Annotated in this window: 17 protein-coding genes; 5 read left to right on the top strand and 12 right to left on the bottom strand. The window is 73.6% G+C overall.

What is annotated here, in order from left to right:
- Positions 1–116: 116 nt before the first annotated feature.
- The 7 genes from IEZ01_RS25985 to IEZ01_RS25955 all read right to left on the bottom strand — a co-directional run bounded on the left by IEZ01_RS25985 (position 117) and on the right by IEZ01_RS25955 (position 7,349).
- Positions 117–617, bottom strand: a complete 501-nt coding sequence (locus IEZ01_RS25985; protein ID WP_019890454.1) for a methylated-DNA--[protein]-cysteine S-methyltransferase — start codon at positions 615–617, stop codon at positions 117–119.
- A 12-nt stretch (positions 618–629) separates the two neighbouring features.
- A complete protein-coding gene (locus IEZ01_RS25980; RefSeq protein WP_189204047.1) occupies positions 630–2,105 on the bottom strand; it encodes an AlkA N-terminal domain-containing protein in 1,476 nt (491 codons plus the stop codon).
- 61 nt (positions 2,106–2,166) lie between these two features.
- Positions 2,167–2,700 carry an O-acetyl-ADP-ribose deacetylase gene (locus IEZ01_RS25975; RefSeq protein ID WP_019890452.1) on the bottom strand — a complete coding sequence of 178 codons (534 nt, stop codon included), beginning with the start codon at positions 2,698–2,700 and terminating at the stop codon, positions 2,167–2,169.
- Positions 2,697–4,118, bottom strand: a complete 1,422-nt coding sequence (locus tag IEZ01_RS25970) for a phytoene desaturase family protein (protein WP_189204045.1) — start codon at positions 4,116–4,118, stop codon at positions 2,697–2,699. The genes IEZ01_RS25975 and IEZ01_RS25970 overlap by 4 nt, the downstream gene beginning before the upstream one ends.
- A gap of 133 nt (positions 4,119–4,251) precedes the next feature.
- Positions 4,252–5,082 carry an inositol monophosphatase family protein gene (locus IEZ01_RS25965; RefSeq protein WP_019890450.1) on the bottom strand — a complete coding sequence of 277 codons (831 nt, stop codon included), beginning with the start codon at positions 5,080–5,082 and terminating at the stop codon, positions 4,252–4,254.
- A 68-nt stretch (positions 5,083–5,150) separates the two neighbouring features.
- Entirely contained in the window at positions 5,151–5,801 is a 651-nt protein-coding gene (locus IEZ01_RS25960; protein ID WP_189204043.1) for a M15 family metallopeptidase, read from the bottom strand.
- 144 nt (positions 5,802–5,945) lie between these two features.
- Positions 5,946–7,349, bottom strand: a complete 1,404-nt coding sequence (locus IEZ01_RS25955; RefSeq protein ID WP_189204041.1) for an amidase — start codon at positions 7,347–7,349, stop codon at positions 5,946–5,948.
- Between the two features lie 140 nt (positions 7,350–7,489).
- Here IEZ01_RS25955 and IEZ01_RS25950 point away from each other — a divergent pair, with 140 nt between their 5' ends.
- Genes IEZ01_RS25950 through argB form a run of 3 tightly spaced genes read left to right on the top strand, consistent with a single transcriptional unit; the run spans position 7,490 to position 9,904 of the window.
- A complete protein-coding gene (locus IEZ01_RS25950) occupies positions 7,490–8,206 on the top strand; it encodes a hypothetical protein (protein ID WP_019890447.1) in 717 nt (238 codons plus the stop codon).
- A 49-nt stretch (positions 8,207–8,255) separates the two neighbouring features.
- A complete protein-coding gene (locus IEZ01_RS25945; protein ID WP_189204039.1) occupies positions 8,256–8,975 on the top strand; it encodes a siderophore-interacting protein in 720 nt (239 codons plus the stop codon).
- Positions 8,972–9,904: an acetylglutamate kinase gene (gene argB / locus IEZ01_RS25940; RefSeq protein WP_373287668.1), complete on the top strand. Its 933-nt coding sequence runs from the start codon at positions 8,972–8,974 to the stop codon at positions 9,902–9,904. Before IEZ01_RS25945 ends, argB begins: the two co-directional genes overlap by 4 nt.
- 16 nt (positions 9,905–9,920) lie before the next feature.
- Here the strand turns inward: argB and IEZ01_RS25935 are convergent, their stop codons facing one another.
- The 5 genes from IEZ01_RS25935 to IEZ01_RS25915 all read right to left on the bottom strand — a co-directional run bounded on the left by IEZ01_RS25935 (position 9,921) and on the right by IEZ01_RS25915 (position 15,204).
- Complete coding sequence (locus IEZ01_RS25935; protein WP_189204037.1) at positions 9,921–10,412, bottom strand: GNAT family N-acetyltransferase; 492 nt, start codon at positions 10,410–10,412, stop codon at positions 9,921–9,923.
- 135 nt (positions 10,413–10,547) lie between these two features.
- A complete protein-coding gene (locus IEZ01_RS25930) occupies positions 10,548–12,134 on the bottom strand; it encodes an amidohydrolase (protein ID WP_189204055.1) in 1,587 nt (528 codons plus the stop codon).
- 15 nt (positions 12,135–12,149) lie between these two features.
- Positions 12,150–13,022 (bottom strand): ABC transporter ATP-binding protein, encoded by an 873-nt coding sequence (locus tag IEZ01_RS25925; protein WP_189204034.1) that lies wholly within the window; start codon positions 13,020–13,022, stop codon positions 12,150–12,152.
- The gene (locus IEZ01_RS25920; RefSeq protein ID WP_019890441.1) at positions 13,019–14,140 is read right to left on the bottom strand and encodes a FecCD family ABC transporter permease; all 1,122 of its coding nucleotides are present in this window, start codon (positions 14,138–14,140) and stop codon (positions 13,019–13,021) included. Before IEZ01_RS25920 ends, IEZ01_RS25925 begins: the two co-directional genes overlap by 4 nt.
- Positions 14,137–15,204: a FecCD family ABC transporter permease gene (locus tag IEZ01_RS25915; protein ID WP_019890440.1), complete on the bottom strand. Its 1,068-nt coding sequence runs from the start codon at positions 15,202–15,204 to the stop codon at positions 14,137–14,139. The genes IEZ01_RS25920 and IEZ01_RS25915 overlap by 4 nt, the downstream gene beginning before the upstream one ends.
- Positions 15,205–15,437: 233 nt before the next feature.
- Between IEZ01_RS25915 and IEZ01_RS25910 the strand changes: the two genes are divergently transcribed.
- Both IEZ01_RS25910 and IEZ01_RS25905 read left to right on the top strand, forming a co-directional pair.
- Positions 15,438–17,132 carry an ABC transporter ATP-binding protein gene (locus IEZ01_RS25910; protein WP_189204032.1) on the top strand — a complete coding sequence of 565 codons (1,695 nt, stop codon included), beginning with the start codon at positions 15,438–15,440 and terminating at the stop codon, positions 17,130–17,132.
- Positions 17,129–19,003 carry an ABC transporter ATP-binding protein gene (locus IEZ01_RS25905; protein WP_444545493.1) on the top strand — a complete coding sequence of 625 codons (1,875 nt, stop codon included), beginning with the start codon at positions 17,129–17,131 and terminating at the stop codon, positions 19,001–19,003. The genes IEZ01_RS25910 and IEZ01_RS25905 overlap by 4 nt, the downstream gene beginning before the upstream one ends.
- Positions 19,004–19,011 lie beyond the last annotated feature (8 nt).

Raw genomic sequence — 19,011 nt, 5'->3', positions numbered from 1 at the left:
CCCTCATACAACCAGCGAACTACCGAACACCCAATGTGACAAGACCCGCTAACAAAGCACTACTAGGGGGTGTCTTGTGGATCAGGCCGAGCCCGGCAAGATCCACAAGACACCCACTAGAGCGGGAAGAGGGCCTGCTCGGGGGCGCCGGCCTCGAAGGCGAGCAGGCGCTGCTTGCGGTCGAGGCCGCCGCCGTAGCCGGTGAGGCTGCCGCTCGCGCCGATGACGCGGTGGCAGGGCACGATGATGCCGATCGGGTTCTTGCCGTTGGCCAAGCCGACCGCCCGGGAGGCGCTGGGCTTGCCGAGGGCTTCGGCGAGTTCGCCGTAGGTGCGGGTCTCGCCGTACGGGATGGTGCGCAGCTGCTCCCAGACGGCGCGCTGGAAGTCGGTGCCGTGCAGCCGCATCGGCAGGTCGAACTCCCGCCGCTCGCCGGCGAAGTAGGCCTCCAGCTGGCTGATCGTCTCGTCGAAGGCGCCGGGGTCGGGGCTGCCGAAGGTCTCCTCTGCGGGGCGGTGTCGCTGGGCGGTCATGTAGAGGCCGCTGAGGACGCCGTCGGTGGCGACCAGGGTCAGGGGGCCGTAGGGGCTGCCGACGACCGTGTGCTGGCGGGGCATCGCGAGGAGTCCTTACGCGGGAAGGTGGTTGATGGGGTGGCTGTCGGTCGCCCAGAGGTACTGGACCGCGTACGCCCGCCAGGGCCGCCAGGCGGCGGCGCGGGCCGTGAGCGCGGCGGGGGTGGAGGGCAGGCCCAGGTCCTTGGCGGCGCGGCGGATGCCGAGGTCGGTGGGGAGGAAGGCGTCGGGGTCGCCGAGGCCGCGCATGGCGATGACCTCGATCGTCCAGGGGCCGAAGCCGGGCAGCTGGGCGAGGCGGGCGCGGGCCTCGGCCCAGTCGCTGTCGACGCCGAGGGCGAGGGTGCAGTCGGCGAGGGCCTGGACGAGGGTGACCAGGGTGGTGCGGCGGCTGCGCGGCAGGGCGAGGGTCTCGGGGTCGAGTGCGGCGAGCGCCCGCGGGGTGGGGAAGAGGTGGGTGAGGCCGCCTTCGGGGTCGTCGACGGGGGTGCCGTGGGCCGTGACGAGGCGGGCGGCGTGGGTGCGGGCGGCGGCGGTGGAGACCTGCTGGCCCAGCACGGCCCGTACGGCGAATTCGGCGGCGTCGACGGTGCGTGGTACGCGTCGGCCGGGTGCCTTGGCGACGAGCGGGGCGAGGAGCGGATCGGTCTGGAGCTGGTCGTCGACGGCGGCGGGGTCGGCGTCGAGGTCGAGCAGCCAGCGGCAGCGGCTGATGGCGATGGGGAGGTCGCGGGGGTCGGTGAGGGAGAGCCGGCAGGCGATGTGGTCGGGGGTGGGGGTGAGGGCGACGATGCCGTGGCCGTACGGGAGGGCGAGGGTGCGGCGGTAGGCGCCGTCGCGCCACTCCTCCACGCCGGGGACGGCGGTGGCTGCGAGGTGGCCGAAGAGGTTGTCGGGGTTGAGGGGCGCGCGGTACGGCAGGCGCAGGGTGAGGACGCCGGGGGTCTGCGGGACGCCGGCCGGGGCGCGGGTGGCGCGGGCGCGCAGTTCGCCGGGGGCGAGGGCGAAGACTTCCCGGACGGTGTCGTTGAAGGTGCGGATGGAGGAGAACCCGGCGGCGAAGGCGATGTCGGCCATCGGCATCGCCGTGGTTTCGACGAGCAGCCGCGCGGTCTGGGCGCGCTGTGCGCGGGCGAGGGCGAGCGGGCCGGCACCGAGCTCGGCGAGGAGCTGGCGTTCGATCTGGCGGGTGGAGTAGCCGAGGCGGGCGGCGAGGCCGGGGACGCCCTCACGGTCGACGACGCCGTCCTGGATGAGCCGCATGGCGCGGGCGACGGTGTCGGCGCGGGCGTTCCAGGCGGGAGAGCCGGGGCTGGTGTCGGGGCGGCAGCGTTTGCAGGCGCGGAACCCGGCGCGCTGGCAGGAGGCGGCGCTCGGGTGGAAGACCATGTTCTCGGGCTTGGGGGGTACGACGGGGCAGCTGGGGCGGCAGTAGATGCCCGTGGTCAGGACGGCGGTGAAGAAGACGCCGTCGAAGCGGGCGTCCTTGGACTGGACCGCTCGTACGCAGCGCTCTCTGTCGGTGTGCATGGCGGGATGCATGGGTCCAGCTTCGGGGACGCGCCGCTCCGCGGCTGGCGGAAAAGCGACATCACCTTTCGGCTGCCAGGGCCTTTTCGAATTCCCGATAGGCGTGGGTGTCGAAGAGGACGAAGCGTACGTCGGTGACGGAGGCGGGCGCGGCTTCGCGTACGGTCCGCACCGCGATGCGGGCACCGTCGTCGATGGGCCAGCCGTAGATGCCGGTGGAGACGGCGGGGAAGGCGATGGAGGTGGCGCCGAGCTCTCCGGCGACCCTGAGCGACTCGCGGTAGCAGGAGGCGAGGAGGTCGGAGCGGTCCTCGACGACGGAGTGGACGGGGCCGACGGTGTGGATCACCCAGCGGGCGTGCAGCCGCCCGGCGGTGGTGGCGACGGCCTTGCCGGTGGGCAGCCCGCGGCCGTAGTGGGAGGCGCGGAGCTTGCGGCAGTCCTCGAGGATCGCCGGTCCGCCCCGGCGGTGGATGGCGCCGTCGACGCCTCCGCCGCCGAGCAGGGAGGAGTTGGCGGCGTTGACGATGGCGTCGACGTGCTGGTCGGTGATGTCGCCGTGGACCAGGGTGATGACGGGCGGGCTCTGGGTCATGACGTGCCTCCTCGCAGATGGCGCCAGACGGCCTTGGCGGCGTTGTGGCCCGACATGCCGTGGACTCCGGGGCCGGGCGGGGTCGCCGAGGAGCAGATGAAGACGGCGGGGTGCGGGGTGCTGTAGGGGAAGAGGGAGAGCTTCGGCCGCAGGATCAGCTGGAGGCCGCTGGCGGCGCCGCAGGCGATGTCGCCGCCGACGTAGTTGGCGTTGCGGGCGGCGAGCTGCGGGGGTCCGGCGGTGGCGCGGGCGAGGACGCGGTCGCGGAAGCCGGGGGCGAAGCGCTCGATCTGCCGCTCGATCGCTTCGGTGAGGTCGCCCTCCCAGGAATTGGGGACGTGGCCGTACGCCCAGAAGACGTGCTTGCCCTCGGGGGCGCGGGTGGGGTCGACGAGGCTGGGCTGGGCGGTGATGAGGAAGGGGGCCTTGGGGGCGGTGCCGTGGTACGCCTGGTCGAGGGCGGCGCCGATCTCGGCGGCGGTGGGGCCGACCTGGACGGTCCCGGCGCGGCGGGGGGCCTCGGCGGTCCACGGGACGGGGCCGTCGAGCGCGTAGTCGATCTTGAAGACGCTGGCGCCGTAGCGGTAGCGGTCGTAGGCGCCGCCAAGGCCGGCGATGCGGGCCAGCGCGGTCGGTGAGGTGTCGAAGACATAGGCGCGGGCCGGCGGCAGGTCGTCCAGCCGCTTGACCTCGAATCCGGTGTGGACGACGCCGCCGCGGTCCTTCAGGAGGCCGGCGAGCGCGTCGGAGATGGACTGGGAGCCGCCGCGCGGCATCGGCCAGCCGTTCTCGTGCGCGGCGAGCGCGAACATCAGGCCGACGGCGCCGGTGGCGAGGCCGTTGAGGGGGGCGATGACATGGGCGACGAGTCCGGCGAGGAGGGCGCGGGCCTTCTCGTCGCGGAAGCGGCGCGCCAGCCAGCCGTACGGCGGCAGTCCGTCGATCCCGAAACGGGCGAGGGTGAACGGGTCGCGGGGCAGCGCGGTGAGCGGCAGGGACATGAAGTCCCGGGCGAGGATGTCCCACTTGCCGAGGTACGGGGCGACCAGGCGGCGGTACGCCCCGGCGTCGCGGGCGCCGAAGGAGGCGGCGGTCTCGGAGACGGAGCGGGAGAGCACGGCGGCGGTGCCGTCGTCGAAGGGGTGGGCCATCGGCAGCTCGGGGTGCAGCCACTGAAGGCCGTAGCGCTCCAGCGGCATGGCTTTGAAGGCGGGCGAGCCGATGCCGAGCGGATGGACGGCGGAGCAGGGGTCGTGGCGGAAGCCGGGGAGGGTGAGCTCCTCGGTCCTGGCCCCGCCTCCGACGGTGTCCTGGGCCTCGAACACGGCGACGCTGTGGCCCCGGCGGGCCAGTTCGGCCGCGGCCGTGAGTCCGTTGGGTCCCGCCCCCACGACGACGGCATCGAGCATGGACGTCACCTTCGGACTCCTTCGTCAGCCGGTGGCCAGGACTCCCAGGATATTCCGGCGGGGGCGGGCGGGTGTCGGCGGCCCGGCGTCATCCGGCCACACCGCTGCCGCCGTCCCACACGCCGTCAGGCGGTGCGCCCTGTCACACCGTCAGCAGCTCCACGACCTTCCGGGCGGTCGCGGCGTCCCGGGCCGCCGTGAAGGGCAGGGTGTTGCCGCCGATGATGCGGAACGGCTCGCCCGTGGAGGTCAGATGGGCGCCGCCCGCCTCGGTGACCAGGAGGAGGCCGGCCGCGTGGTCCCACGCGTACTCCCAGGAGAAGGCGACGGCGTCCAGGTCGCCGCGGGCGACGGAGAGGTACTCCAGGCCGGCCGAGCCGCAGGGGCGGGGGCTGACGCCGTCGACGGACAGGCCGAGCAGGGCGTGCTTCTGCTCGGGCGTGGTGTAGTCGGGGTGGGAGGTGGCGATCCGCAGCGGGGCGCCGGGGGCGGGGGCGCCGGCCCGTATCGGCTCGCCGTTGAGCAGCGCGCCGCGGCCCCGGACGGCGACGGCCATCTCCTCCAGGGCGGGCGCGTACGTCCAGGAGGCGAGGACCTCGCCGCGCCGGGCGAGGGCGACCAGGGTGCAGAAGCCGGGCTCGCCGTGGACGAACTGGCGGGTACCGTCGACGGGGTCGACGATCCAGACGGGGGCCTCGCCGCGCAGTGCGTCGTAGACCGTCGGGTCGGCGTGCACGGCCTCCTCGCCGACGACGACGGAGCCGGGCAGCAGCGCGGTGAGCGAGGCCGTCAGATGCTCCTCTGCCGCCCGGTCGGCGACGGTCACCAGGTCGTGGGGGCCGTTCTTCTCGACGATCTCGTGGGTGGCCAGCTGCCGGTAGCGGGGCATGATCTCGGCGGCGGCCGCCTTGCGGACGGCGTCCTCGACGTCGGAGAGGGCACCGGCGGGCAGGTCAAGGAATTCATCGATCATGTGTCCAGCTAAGCACGGGCCGCTGACAATCCGGGTGGTGCGGGGCGTATCGCCCGGTCATCCGCCGTTCAGCGCCCGTTCGCGGAGAAATGCTGGAAATCGGGGGCGGAGCTCCAGCGTCCGCCCCACTGCCAGCCGATGGCCTCGAAGGCGGTGGTGAGGACGTCGCCGGGCAGGATCATGCCGGGGACGGCCCGGCCGCGGTCCAGGAACGGGACTCCGTCGGGCGGGTGCACGGTGCCTTTGCGGTCGACGTACGGGTTCTCCAGAGGGTTGATGTCGACGGCGTCGCCGTGGGCGTGCTGGGAGAGGCGGGTCGCGTCTCCGGTCACCGAGCGGCAGTTGAAGGCGGAGGTGTTGTCGGCGGCCATCGAGGCGGGGTCGCTCGCGCCGTACTCGGTGACGGGCCGCATCCGGCGGATGGGGAAGCGGGCGGCGAAGGCCTTGCCGAAGACGGTGACGAGCGGGGCGACGACGTCCTGATGGACGATCAGTTCACCGCGGCGGACCTCCCCGGCGAGGTCCCAGTGGTTCATGGTGATCCGGCGCAGACGCTCGGGCGGGACCGGGCAGCCGGGGCGGTAGGAGGCGCCGAGCTCGGCCGCGGTGACGGGGGTGACGACGGCGTCGAGGCGGGCGGTACGGGCCCCGGCTCCGGTCGGTGGCGGGACGAGGACCAGGGCCAGGGCCGTCGCGGCCGCACGGAGTACGATTTGCACCTGTTCACCCTAGATGCCCGTTGTCCCGTCCCGCAGCTCGGACGCGCCCGGGCCGGTGGCCCAATGGGGGCGCCTGACCGGGCGACGGCGGTCCGACGGCAGCGTGGGGGCGCCCCCGGATGTGCGCCACCGCGGCCGCGGGCGTCAGTGGCTGATGGCGACGGGAAGCGGCGGGGCCTTCTCGAACCAGCGCAGTGCGTCCTCCAGTTGCGCGGCGAGCGAGATGAGCCGTTCCTCCCCGCCGTAGGGGCCGAGCAGCTGGGCGCCGACCGGCAGGCCGTCGGTGGTGAATCCGGCGGGGACGTTGACGCCGGGCCAGCCGAGGACGTTCCAGGGCCAGGCGTACGGGCAGGCCGCGGCCATCGTCAGGTCGGTGCGCCAGGCCGGCAGCGCGTCGAAGGTGCCGATGCGGGGCGGCGGGGCGGCCGTGGTGGGGGCGAGCACGACGTCGTAGGTGTCGAAGATGGCGCCGATCCGGGCGTGCTGGCGGCCCTCGCGGGCGCGGGCGGCGCGCAGGATCCGGCCGCCGAGGTGGTGGCCGGTGCGGGTGGCGCTGCGGGTGCGGGGGTCGAGCAGGGCGGGGTCGGGGTGGCGGTCGGCGTAGGCGGCGATCCCGGCGGTGGCGCGGGGCAGGAAGCTGAGGCCGATCAGTCCGTAGCGGGGGCGGGCCTCCTCGACGGTGTGGCCGAGGCGGGCGAGCGCCTCGGCGAGGGCCAGCACGGCGGCGCGGATCTGCGGGTGCAGCGGTGTGGGGGTGGCGGTGAACGGCGCGCGCAGGGCGAGCGCGATTCGCAGCCGTCCGGGGTCGCGGCGGGCGGCGGCGGAGGCGTCGAGGGGCTTGGCGGCGGTGCCGTCGGTGGAGCTGACGGCGTCGAGGAGGAGGGCCGCGTCGGCGACCGTCCGGGCGAGGGGGCCGTTGACGGTGAGGCCTTCGAAGCAGTCGGTGTACGGATGGGTGGAGACCCGGCCGCGCTGCGGTTTGATGCCGACGAGATGGGTCCAGGCGGCGGGGATACGGATGGAGCCGGCGCCGTCGGAGCCGAGGGCCGCGGGGACGAGCCCGGCCGCGACGGCGGCGGCCGACCCGCCCGAGGATCCGCCGGGGGTGTGCTCGGTCGACCAGGGGTTGCGGGTCGCGCCGAAGGCGGCGCCTTCGGTGAACGGCCATTGGCCGAGCTCGCAGGAGTTGGTCTTGCCGACGATCACGGCTCCGGCGGCGCGCAGCCTGCGAACGGCCTCACCGTCGGCGGAGACCGGTGGCAGGTCGCCGGCGCAGCCGAAGGCGGTGGGCAGGCCGGCGACGTCGGTGTCGTCCTTGACGGCGACGGGCACGCCGAGCAGCGGGGCCCGCTCCCCCGCCGCGAGACGCCGGTCGGCCTCCTCGGCCTCGCGAAGCGCCTCCTCCGGCCTGGTCAGCCGGAAGGCGTTGAGGGTGCCCTGGGTGGCCGCGATCCGGTCCAGGGACGCCTTGACCAGCTCCACGGAGGTGATGTGACCCTCCGTCAGATCGCTTGCGTGCCGCGCCAGTCCGTGAAGGGTCGTCGCCATGGCGGGGAGCCTACTGGAGAGTAGGGAAGGTGTCAGCCCCCTCGCTCCGGCCCGAGAGCGGACCCCGCTCACCTCTTACCGCGCCGACAAAAGTAAGGTTAGCCTTACCTCAATACGTCCGCTGTCCGCCTGGAGTCCCGTTGAGCACTCACGCCGCCACCGCCCTGCCTGAGCCGACCCCCGCGGAGCGGGTGCGCTCCGTTCTGGCCCGCGCGGTCTCGCTGTCCCTCACCACCGCCGGGCAGGACTACGACCTGATCGGCATGCACTCCGTCAGCGCACAGGGGCAGATCACGCTCCACCCGCCGGCCGGCAGCCCGCTGGGGCGGGAGGCCGCCGAGTCGCCGCGCGGCAGCCTGGCCGCCCTGCTGGAGTTCACCGACATCGCGCCCAGCGCGGTCCGTGACCGCGTCCGGGCCAGGGTGACGGTCTCCGGGTGGCTCGCCCCGGCGGACGGCGGCGCCCTGCGGCTGGACACCGCGCGCGTCTGGCTCCGGACACCGGCGGGCGCGGTGGACGTGGGCCTGGACGAGGTCACCCTGGCCGAGCCCGACCCTCTCGCCGTCGAGGAGGCCGCGATGCTGACCCACCTCGTCGATGCGCACGAGGAGCTGATGGACGATCTGGTCGGGCTCGCCGGGGCGCGGCTGCCGTACGGCATGGTCCGCGCCCTGCCGTACGCGCTGGACCGTCACGCCATCACCCTGCGCTGCGAGTACCCCGTCGGACACTGCGACGTCCGGCTGCTCTTCCCGGCGCCCGCGCGCGACGCCGCCGAGGCCGGCGAGCGGATCCGGCAGCTCCTCACCGCGCCCCGCGACTGCCCGCACCGGCACCACACGTCCACCCGCCCCTGACGGGCACCTCATCGCGCATCCACTCCAACCACCCCCGGGGGACAACGACATGGGACACGGCTGGCAGGGCGCCGTCCTCAAGCTCATGCGAGGCAAGGACTTCACCTTCACGGTCCGGCACAACGAGCGGATCTCCGACCGGCTCCACCGGCTCTCCTTCTCCGACGGGGGCATGCTCGGGGCGACAGGCACCCATCCGACGATGTGGGTCCGCCTCTGGTTCGACAACGCGGGCCGGCCCCATCAACGCGGCTACACCCTGGTGAACCCGGACCCGTCCGCCGGCACGTTCGACGTGGACTTCGTCCTGCACGCCGGCTGCGCCAGCGACTGGGCCCGGGCCGCGCGGCCCGGCGACACCGTCGAAGCGACCGTCCAGGGCTCGGAGTTCGCCGTGCCGGACCCCCTGCCGTCGCAGCTGCTCGTCGTGGGCGATCCGGCGTCCCGGCCCGCCGTCGACTCGCTGCTCGACGCGATGCCGCTGACTCCCGCCACCGTATGGTTCGAGACGGCCCATCCCCTGGACGACGACCGCCCGCCACGGCCCGGCTCGGCGCACCACGAGGTCGTCCGGGTGCCACGACGGGACGGCGGGGCCCACCTCGTGGACACCGTGCGGAGCGCGCTGCCGGACCTCCTGGACGACGGCTCCTATCTCTGGATCGCCTGCGACACCACGACCACACGCTCGCTGGCCACCTTCGCGCGCAAGCAACTCGCCCTGCCCAAGGAGCGGTTGCACGCCCTCGGCTACTGGAGAGCGACATGAGAGAAGCGGGGACACACATGCGTACAGCCGTGGAACAGCCGGTGACCGAGGCCGGTCCGCGCGCCGGGCACCAGACGTGGCGCGAGGAGCTCCAGGGCCGCACGGTCGTCGTCAAGTTCGGCGGCAACGCCATGGTCGACGACACGCTCCAGCAGGCGTTCGCACGGGACGTGGTGGAGCTGTGGCACGCCGGCCTGATGCCGGTCGTGGTGCACGGCGGCGGCCCGCAGATCAGCACGATGCTCGACCGGCTCGGGCTGGAGAGCCGGTTCGAGGCCGGTCTGCGGGTGACCACCCCGGAGACCATGGACGTGGTCCGGATGGTGCTGACGGGGCGGGTCCAGCGAGAGCTGGTCGGCGCCATCAACGCCCATGGGCCCTTCGCCGTGGGCCTGTCGGGCGAGGACGCCCACACGATGACCGCCGTACGGCGCCCGGCGCGGGTGGACGGGCGGCTCGTGGACATCGGTCTCGTCGGCGACATCGTGGCCGTGGACGCGGGCACCGTACGGGCGTTGCTGGACCAGGGACGTATCCCGGTCGTCTCCCCCGTCGCGCGCGGCACGGACGGTGAGGTGTACAACGTCAACGCCGATCTCGCTGCCTCGGCGCTGGCGGTCGCCCTCGGCGCCGACCGGCTGGTGGTCCTCACCGATGTCGAGGGGCTGTACGCGGACTGGCCGCGCAGCGCGGAGGTGATCGAGCGGCTGACCGCCGCCGAGTTGGGGGCGCTGCTTCCGGGGCTCGCGAGCGGGATGCTCCCGAAGATGGAGGGCTGCCTGCGGGCCGTCAGGGCGGGGGTCGGCCGGGCCCAGGTCCTCGACGGCCGGGTGCCGCACGCGGTGCTGGACGCGGTCCTCTCCGAGAAGAGCCCGGGGACGACGGTCGTCCCGGACGACGTGCCGTCCGGGCCCCCGGCCGGTCCCTGAGAGGTCCTTGCGGCCGTCAGAGCGTACGGGCGAGGACCCGCGCCCCGCGGCGCGGGTCCACGGCCCGCGCCCATGCCGCGGGGGCCGCGCTCAGGGGGGCCGGGGCGAAGCCGTACCGCACGAAGAGACGCCCGCTGCCGGTGGTCGCGGTGAACAGGGCGGCGAGGGACTGGGTCCGCGCCCTGGCCAGTGCGGCGCCGAGGAGCCGTGCGCCGAGGCCGCTGCCCTGCCGTCGGCGGGCGACGCAGAAGTTGTAGAGGACCCCGGCGGGACGCCCCTCGGGGGCCGCGGCCGGGTGGAACCGCAAGCCGAGGCAGCCTTCGAGCGAGCCGTCGTGCGCCTCGGCCACGAGGAAGTCGGCCGTGTGGGCGGCGTAGAGACGTAACGGCCGCTCCCGCAGCGCGCCCGAGCGGACGAACGGCTCGGACAGGGCGGCGAGGGCGGCCGCGTCGCCGGGGCGGGCGGGGCGCACATGGAGGGCGGCGAGGGGTGGCGGGGCCGTGATCAAGGCGTTCCTTCCTTGGTTCCACCGTGCGCGAAGGGGCGGCCGGATCGCCGAGGCACCTCCAGGAACGGTAAAACTAAGGTTAGCCTTACCTAAGTGAATCTCCAAGCCGCTGGGCCCAGTTGCGGCGCCCCCTGGCTACAGGGGCGTCGTCCACGTCTCCTTCGTGTCGCGGCCGTCCACGAGCGTCGTCACGACCTCGATGTCCCCGATCCGGGAGGGATCGACGCGCCGCGGGTCGTCGCCGAGGACCACCAGGTCCGCCCGCTTGCCGGGGGCGAGGGTGCCGGCGCTGTCGTCCCAGTGGCAGGCGTACGCGCCGGCGACGGTGTAGGCGCGCAGGGCCTCGTCGACGGTGACGGCCTCGTCGGGGCCGATCAGCCGGCCGGACGCGGACGCGCGCTCGACCATGAACTGGACGGCGCGCAGCGGGGATCCGTCCGTGACGGGCCGGTCGGAGCTGCCGACGAGTGTCACACCGTGGTTGAGGAAGCCCCGGCCGCGGTACATCCACGGGGCCCGCCGCTCGCCCATGACGGTGGCGTAGTCGTCGCCGAAGTAGCGCAGGAAGTTGGGCTGGACGACCGCGCTGACGCCGAGCTGGGCGAAGCGCGCGAGCTGGTCGGGGCGGATCAGCCCGGCGTGCTCGACGCGGTGGCGGGCGTCGGGGCGCGGCCGCAGCTTCTGGGCGCGCTCCAGGGCGTCCAGGGCGAGGTCCGCGGCGCGGTCGCCGATGGCGTGGACGGCGAGCTGCCAGCCCGCGAGGTGGCCGTCCACGACGAGGTCCGTGAGGCGCTCGGGGTCGTCCTGGAGCTGGCCGGTGTGGGTCATGCCCTCGTACGGCTCGGTGAGGGCGGCCGTGCGCGCCATCATGCCGCCGTCGGTGTAGATCTTGAGCGCGCCGATGGACAGCCAGTCGTCGCCGAAGCCGGTGCGCAGGCCGAGGTCGAGCCCGCGAGGGATGCCGTCGTGCTCGTGGGCGCCGACCGGCCGCAGGGTGTCGCCGCCCGGCATGACCTGGATCCGCAGTGGCAGCCGGCCCTGGTCCCGCAGGAGTTGGTACGCGCCGAGCTCGACGGGGCTGTGGCCGAGCAGGCCGCCGCCGATTCCGGCCTCGGCGCAGGCCGTGATGCCTTCGGCGAGGCAGGCGCGGCCGGCGTGCTCGATCGCGTCGGCGAGCTCCGCTTGCGAGTACGGCAGGCGCAGGCGCCGTACGGCCCCCATGGCGGCCTCGACGAGGAGGCCGTTGTCGTGGGGGACGCCGTCCGGGAGGAGGTCGAGGACGGCGCTGTTGACCACACAGGCGTGGCCGGAGTCATGCATGAGGAACAGCCGGCGGCCGTGGCTGACGCGGTCCAGCTCGGCAGCGGTCAGGTGGCGCCCGAGGGCCCGCTGGTCGTAGCCGCCGATGTGCACCCACTGGCCGGGCGCGCCCTTGCGGGAGGCGGCCTTCTCGACGGCCTGGAGGACGTCGTCGACGCTGTGGAGTCCGGCGATGCTCGGGGAGCTCGCCTTCAGTCCGGTCCACGCCAGGTGGACGTGGCTGTCGATGAAGCCGGGGAGCACGGTGGCGCCCTGGAGGTCGACGACCTCCCGGGCGGGCAGCGAGGTCACGGCCTCGTCCAGACCCACGATCCGGCCTTGCCAGATGCCCAGGTCGCGGGCGACCGGGTGGTCCGGGTCCATGGTGAGGATGTTGGCGTTCGTCAGCCTCGTACAGAGCATCATGGACAGTCCGTCCTAACGGGTTTCGGCCATCACGGTGCCGGCGACGGAGGTGGAGCCGTCGCCGTCCTGCGGCTCGTGGCGCCTGGGCGCGGCCGGCACCATCAGGGGTGTGCCGGTCTCGGGGTCGTCGATGATCCGGCAGGGCAGCCCGAAGACGTCCTCGACCAGCTCGGCGGTCATGACGGTGGCCGGGTCGCCCACCGCGGCGACCGTGCCGCCCGGCCGCATGACGATGAGGTGGGTGGCGTAGCGGCAGGCTTGGTTGAGGTCGTGCAGCACCGCCACGACCGTGTGTCCCTTGCGGGCGTGCAACTCGGCGCACAGGTCCAGGACTTCGACCTGGTGGGCGATGTCGAGGAAGGTGGTGGGTTCGTCCAGGAGCAGGATGGAGGTCTGCTGGGCCAGCACCATGGAGAGCCAGACGCGCTGGCGCTGGCCGCCCGAGAGGTCGTCGACGGGCCGGTCGGCGAGTTCCAGGACGCCGGTCTGGCGCATCGCCTCGACAACGGCGGCCTCGTCCTCGGCGGACCACTGCTTCAGCAGTCCCTGGTGGGGGTAGCGGCCCCGCGCCACGAGGTCGCCGACGGTGATGCCGCCGGGCGCCGTCGAGGACTGCGGGAGCAGCCCGAGCCGGCGGGCGACCTCGCGTGAGCGGTACGAGGCGATGGCCGCGCCGTCGAGGTACACCTGGCCTTCGCTCGGCTTGAGCATCCGGGCGAGTGCCTTGAGGAGGGTGGACTTGCCGCAGGCGTTCGGCCCGATGATCACGGTGAAGGAGTGGTCGGGGATGTCGACGCCGAGGTGGGTGGCGACGGTCCGCCGGTCGTAGGAGAGTGTCAGGTCCTCGGCGCGCAGCCGGGGTGTCGGGGCGTTCGTTCCAGTCATGCGCGGCTCTTTCGCGACTCGGTGATCAGCAGCCAGATGAGGTACAGCCCGCCGATGGTGCCGGTGGCCGTGCCCACCGGGAGCAGCGCCGGGGAGAACAGGCGCTGGGCGGCGAGGTCGCTCGCGGCCAGGAGCAGGGCGCCCATGACGGCGGCGGGCAGCAGCGCGGGGCCGGACGAGCGGGTCAGCCGCCGGGCCAGCTGGGGCGCCGCCAGCGCGATGAACCAGATGGGGCCGGTCACCGCGGTGGCGAAGGCGGCGAGGGCGACGCTGATGAGGAGCAGCACCGCGCGTGTGCGCGCCACGTTGACCCCGAGGGCCATGGCGGTGATGTCGCCCATCTCCACCATGGACAGGCGGCGGGAGAAGTAGAAGGCGGGCGGGAGGAGCACGGCGACGGCGAGGAGGATGGCGTTCGCGTGCTGCCAGCCCCTGTTGCCAAGGCTTCCGATCAGCCACGCCTGGGCCTCCAGGGCCTCCTGGAAGGTCGCGCGGGTGATCAGGTAGGAGTTGACGGCGAGCAGCAGCGCGCTCACCCCGATGCCGATGACGATCAGGCGGAAGCCCTGCAGGCCGCGGCCGAGCATGAGCAAGTACACGGCGGCCGCGGTGGCGAGGCCGCCGATCAGTGCGCCGAGCGCGATCTGGGTCATGCTGCCGTGCAGCACGATGATGACGACGAGCGCCCCGACTGCCGAGCCGTTGGTGAAGCCGATGATGTCCGGACTGCCCAGCGCGTTGCCGGTCAGGCTGGTCAGGATGGCGCCGCTGACGGCGAGGGCGGCGCCGACGCAGAGCGCGGTCAGCAGGCGGGGCATGCGCAGGGTGTTCACGATGAAGTCGGCGCCGCCGGAGCCGTTGCCGAAGACGGCCTGGAGGACTTCGCCGACGGTCAGTTCGAAGTCGCCGGTGGTGAGCGTGGTGAGCATGACGGCGACGAGGACGGTGAGCAGGGCGGCCGTGACGGCAACGGTCCGGCCCTGGAACCGTACGGACAGCGCGCCGCCCCGGGTGCGCAGCACCGTGCCGCTGACGACGCGCGGGCGATGGGCCGGCCCGCGGCCGGAGTCCGGGGAGCTCTTGGCGGTGGAGACGTCCGCCTTCCGTACGTCGCTCACAGCATGACCAGCTTTCGACGGCGGCACAGCGCGATGAACACCGGCGCCCCGACGAACGCGGTGACGATGCCGACCTGGATCTCGCCGGGCGCTCCGAGCACGCGGCCGAGGACGTCGGCTCCGATGAGCAGGACGGGGGCGAGGAGCATCGAGTACGCCATCACCCAGCGCTGGTCGGGGCCGACGACGAACCGTGCGATGTGCGGAACGACGAGTCCGACGAAGGCGATCGGGCCGGCGGCGGCGGTCGCCGCGCCGCAGAGCAGCATGACGCCGACGGCTCCCAGCACCCGCGTCCTGGTGACGTTGACTCCCAGGGCCCGGCCCATCTGGTCGCCCAGGGCCAGGGCGTTGAGCGAGGGGGCGAGGGTGAGGGCGATCAGCAGCCCCACGGCGACGAACGGCAGGATCACGTACACGACGTCGTAGTAGCGGCCCGCGAGGGAGCCCACCGTCCAGAACCGGAACTGGTCGAAGGCCCTGGGATTGAGCAGCAGGACGGCCGAGTTGAAGGCGTAGAGCACCGCGGTCACCGCGGCGCCGGCGACGACGAGCCGGTCGGGGGTGGCGATCTTGCGGCCCGAGGACCCCAGTGTGTAGACGACCACGGAGGCCAGGGCCGCGCCGAGGAGGGCGAACCAGACGTAGCCGAGGACGGTGCCCACGCCGAGGAAGGCGATGGCCACGACGACTCCGGCGGAGGAGCCCAGGCTGATGCCGAGGAGTCCCGGCTCGGCGAGCGGATTGCGGGTCAGGGCCTGCATCAGCGCGCCGGAGAGGCCGAGGGCCATGCCGACGAGCAGCCCGAGCAGCGTTCTGGGGACGCGGTAGTCATGGATGATGATCGAGGTTTCGGAACCGTCGGGGTTCCACAGCACGCTCCAGGTGGAGGTGAACGGGATTCCCCGGGTGCCGACCCAGATGCCGAGCAGTCCGACGAGGACGAGGGCGGCGAGCACGGCCAGCAGGCCCGCTCCCCGCAGAGCCGTGGCGGACCGGCCCGGCCGCGGGCCGGCAGCGGTGACGGCCTGGTCCTCCACCACCGCCTGGGTTTCGACCGGCAACGACAATTCCCCCTGACGGTGACTCAGGCGTACCGCGTGCGATGTGAGGCGCGGAAGAGGCTTGCAACTTAGGCGAGGCTAACCGAACGTGGATAGTCGGTCAACGCGCTGGCCCGCAGCGGGAGTAGACGACGGAACGACCTTCTCCGCGGGCCCGGGGCGAGGACACGATGAGCGCACCTGATTAGAGTAGCCTTACCTAACTTTTCTCAGATCTCCAGGCGGAGGGCCACATGCCAGTTGGAGGACCGACCGGGGGCCACGTCCTCCGCAGAGCGATCAGGGGACAGCGCAGGCGGGTGATCTCCGCGTCCCTGCTCGGCATGACCCACCAGGGGTGTGAAGCCCTGGTGCCCGTGGTCATCGGCGCCGCCATCGACACGGCGGTGGCCACCGGCTCCTCGCAGGCCCTGCTGCGCTGGCTCCTGGTGCTCGCGGCGCTCTTCCTCGTCCTGTCCACCTGCTACCGCACCAGCGCCCGGATCGCCGAGGGCTCGGGCGAACACGCCGCGCACCGGCTCCGGCTGGAGCTCGGCGCCCGGGTGCTCGACCCCCGGGGCGGCGCCGACGCGAACCGGCTGCCGGGCGCGCTGACCAGTATCGCCACCAACGACGCCCGCCGCGTGGGCTCGGTGGCCACCGTGCTGGCGTACGGCTGCGCCGCGGCCGCCGCCCTGGTGATCAGCGCCGTCGCGCTGCTGAGGATCTCCGTACCGCTCGGGCTGCTCGTCCTGCTCGGCATTCCCCCGCTGCTCTGGCTCGGGCACCGCATCAGCCGGCCTCTCGAACGCCGCAGCGAGACGGAGCAGGAGAGCGCCGCGCACGCCTCCGGCGTCGCGGCCGACCTGGTCTCCGGGCTGCGTGTCCTCAAGGGCATGGGAGCCGAGGCGGCGGCCGTCGCCCGCTACCGTACGACCAGTCAGGACTCGCTCGCCGCGGCGCTGCGGGCGGCCCGCAGCCGGGCCGGTCACGAGGGCGCGGTCCTGGCCCTGACGGGCGTCTTCATCGCGGTCATCGGCATCGTGGGCGCCTATCTGGCCATGGACGGCTCGATCAGCGTCGGCGATCTGGTCGCCGCGGTGGGTCTCGCCCAGTTCCTCCTCGGCCCCTTCCAGCTGCTCGCCTATGTCAACGCCGAGTTCGCGCAGGGACGCGCCTCCGCGCGCCGGATCGCCGAGGTGCTGGCCTCCCCCGCCGCCGTGGAGGGCGGGCAGCAGACACCGTCCGGCGCCGGTCACGTCCGGCTGCGCGGGCTGACCCTCGGCACGCTGCGCGGGGTCGACCTCGACCTCCGCCCCGGCAGCCTCACCGGCGTCGTCGCCCGTGATCCGGCGGCCGCCAACGACCTGATGCTCGCCCTCGCCAGGGAGGCGGACCCGTCCGACGGCCTGGTCGAGCTCGACGGCGTTCCCCTGACCGAGCTCGACCCCGACGGGCTGCGCCGCTCGGTCCTGGTCGCCCACCACGACGCCGACCTGTTCGAGAGCAGCCTGCTGGACAACGTACGGGCGGGGGCGGCCGACGCCGGTACGAGTGCGGTCGACGACGCCCTGGCCGCCTCGGCGACGGACGAGGTCGCCCGGCTGCTGCCCGACGGCGCGGACACCCTGCTCGCCGAACGCGGCAGGTCCCTCTCCGGCGGCCAGCGCCAGCGGGTCGCGCTCGCCCGGGCGCTCGCCGCCGATCGCGCCGTGCTCGTCCTGCACGACCCGACCACCGCCGTGGACACCGTCACCGAGTCCCGTATCGCCGCCCGGCTGCGCGACGTCCGGCGGGGGCGGACCACGGTCCTCATCACGACCAGCCCGGCCCTCCTCGCGGTGACCGACCGGGTGGTGGTCCTCGACGAGGGAACCGTCACCGTCGACGGCCGGCACGCCGAACTCGTCGCCGCCGACGAGACGTACCGCGCGGCGGTGCTCGCATGACCGCCACGTACGAAGCCCGCCCGGAAGGGCCGGGCACCCCCGCGACGGAGACGACGGAAGAGACGGAAACGGCCATGAGCGGAACCAGCACGGACCGGCCGGACCGGGCGCTCCTCCCGACCGCGAGCGGCACGGAGAGCCTCGCGGCGCTCCGTACGATCCTGCGCGGGCACCGGCTCCTGGCCGTGGGCGCCGTCACCGTCCTCGTCACCGGAACGGCGATCGGTCTGCTGACCGCTCCCCTGCTCGGACACATCGTCGACCTGGTGGTGGAGCGGCGGGGCTCCCAGGCCCTGACCCTGCCGCTGGTCCTGCTCGTCGTGGTGGCGCTGGCCCGGGGCGCCGCGGCCGCCGTGGGCAGCTCGCTCGTGGCCCGGCTCGGCGAGACCGTCCTCGCCTCCGTGCGCGAGCGGTTCATCGAGCGGGCCCTCGGGCTGCCCCTGGAACGGGTCGAGGCGGCCGGCTCGGGAGACCTGGTCTCCCGGGTCACCAGCGATGTGTCCATGATCGCCAAATCGGTGCGCCAGGCGCTGCCGGAGTTCACCCGCTCCGCCCTCACCATCGTGCTGACCATGGTCGGACTCGCCGTCCTGGACTGGCGGTTCCTGCTCGCGGCCCTGCTGGCCATGCCCGTGCAGGTGCTGTCCGTGCGCTGGTACCTGCGCCGGGCCGCGCCGGTGTACGCCGAGCACCGCGTCGCCACCGGCGCGCTCCAGCACCAGCTGCTCGACAGCATCGGCGGTGTGCGCACCGTCCGCGCGTTCCGGCTGAACGACACGCACACCGCGCTTCTGACGGACCGTTCGGCGTCGGCGCGTGATCTGGCAGTGCGCGGCCTGCACATCGTGACCGGGTTCTTCTCCCGGCTGAACCTGGCCGAGTTCATCGGCCTGGCCGCGATGCTCGCCACCGGCTTCTGGCTGGTCGACAACGGTTCGGTGAGCATCGGCACGGCCACCGCGGCGGCGCTGTACTTCCACAGCCTCTTCAACCCGATCAACGCCACGCTGTTCCTCATCGACGACGCCCAGTCGGCGGGCGCGAGCTTCGCCCGCCTGACCGGGGTCTCGAACCTCCCTGCCGAGCGGCTGCCGCGGGGCGGGAGCGTCCCGGTCGACGGCGCGGTGAAGGTGACCGGCCTCAGCCACGCGTACGCCGACGACCGTCCCGTGCTCTTCGACATCGACCTGGAGGTGCGCAGCGGCGAACGGGTGGCGCTGGTGGGCGCGAGCGGCGCCGGCAAGACGACGCTGGCCAAGGTCATCGCCGGTGTCCACGAGCCGCGCGGCGGGTCGATCTCGCTGGGCGGTGTCGACGTCCGCGAGCTGGGCCCGTCGGGCGTACGGCGGGCCGTGACGCTGATCAGCCAGGAGGTGCACGTCTTCGCGGGCCCGCTCGCCGAGGACCTGCGCCTGGCGCGGCCCGGCGCCACCGACGAGGAGCTGCGCGAAGCGCTGGCCCATGTCGGTGCCCTGGAGTGGGCGCAGGCCCTGCCCGACGGTCTGGCCACGGTGGTCGGCGAGGGCGGTCACCGGCTGACGGTGACCCAGGCGCAGCACCTCGCCCTGGCCCGCCTGGTCCTCGCCGACCCGCCCATCGCCATCCTGGACGAGGCCACGGCCGACGCGGGCAGTGCGGGCGCGGGGGTGCTGGAGGAGGCCGCCTCGAAGGCTCTGGAGGGCCGTACGGGCCTGATGGTCGCCCACCGGCTCCCGCAGGCCGCGACGGCGGACCGCGTCGTCGTCCTGGACGAGGGCCGGATCGTGGAGACCGGCACCCACGACGAACTCGTGGCGGCGGGCGGCCGGTACGCGGCGCTGTGGGCGGCGTGGTCCGACAGCCGCCAGACTTCCGGCCAAGGCGTGTGCTAGGCCCCAAG

Origin of the sequence: Streptomyces purpureus (assembly GCF_014648195.1) — a bacterium.
Lineage (GTDB): Bacteria > Actinomycetota > Actinomycetes > Streptomycetales > Streptomycetaceae > Streptomyces > Streptomyces purpureus.
The sequence above is the reverse complement of the archived record's forward strand: the minus strand, read 5'-3'. Positions and strand labels throughout refer to the sequence as shown.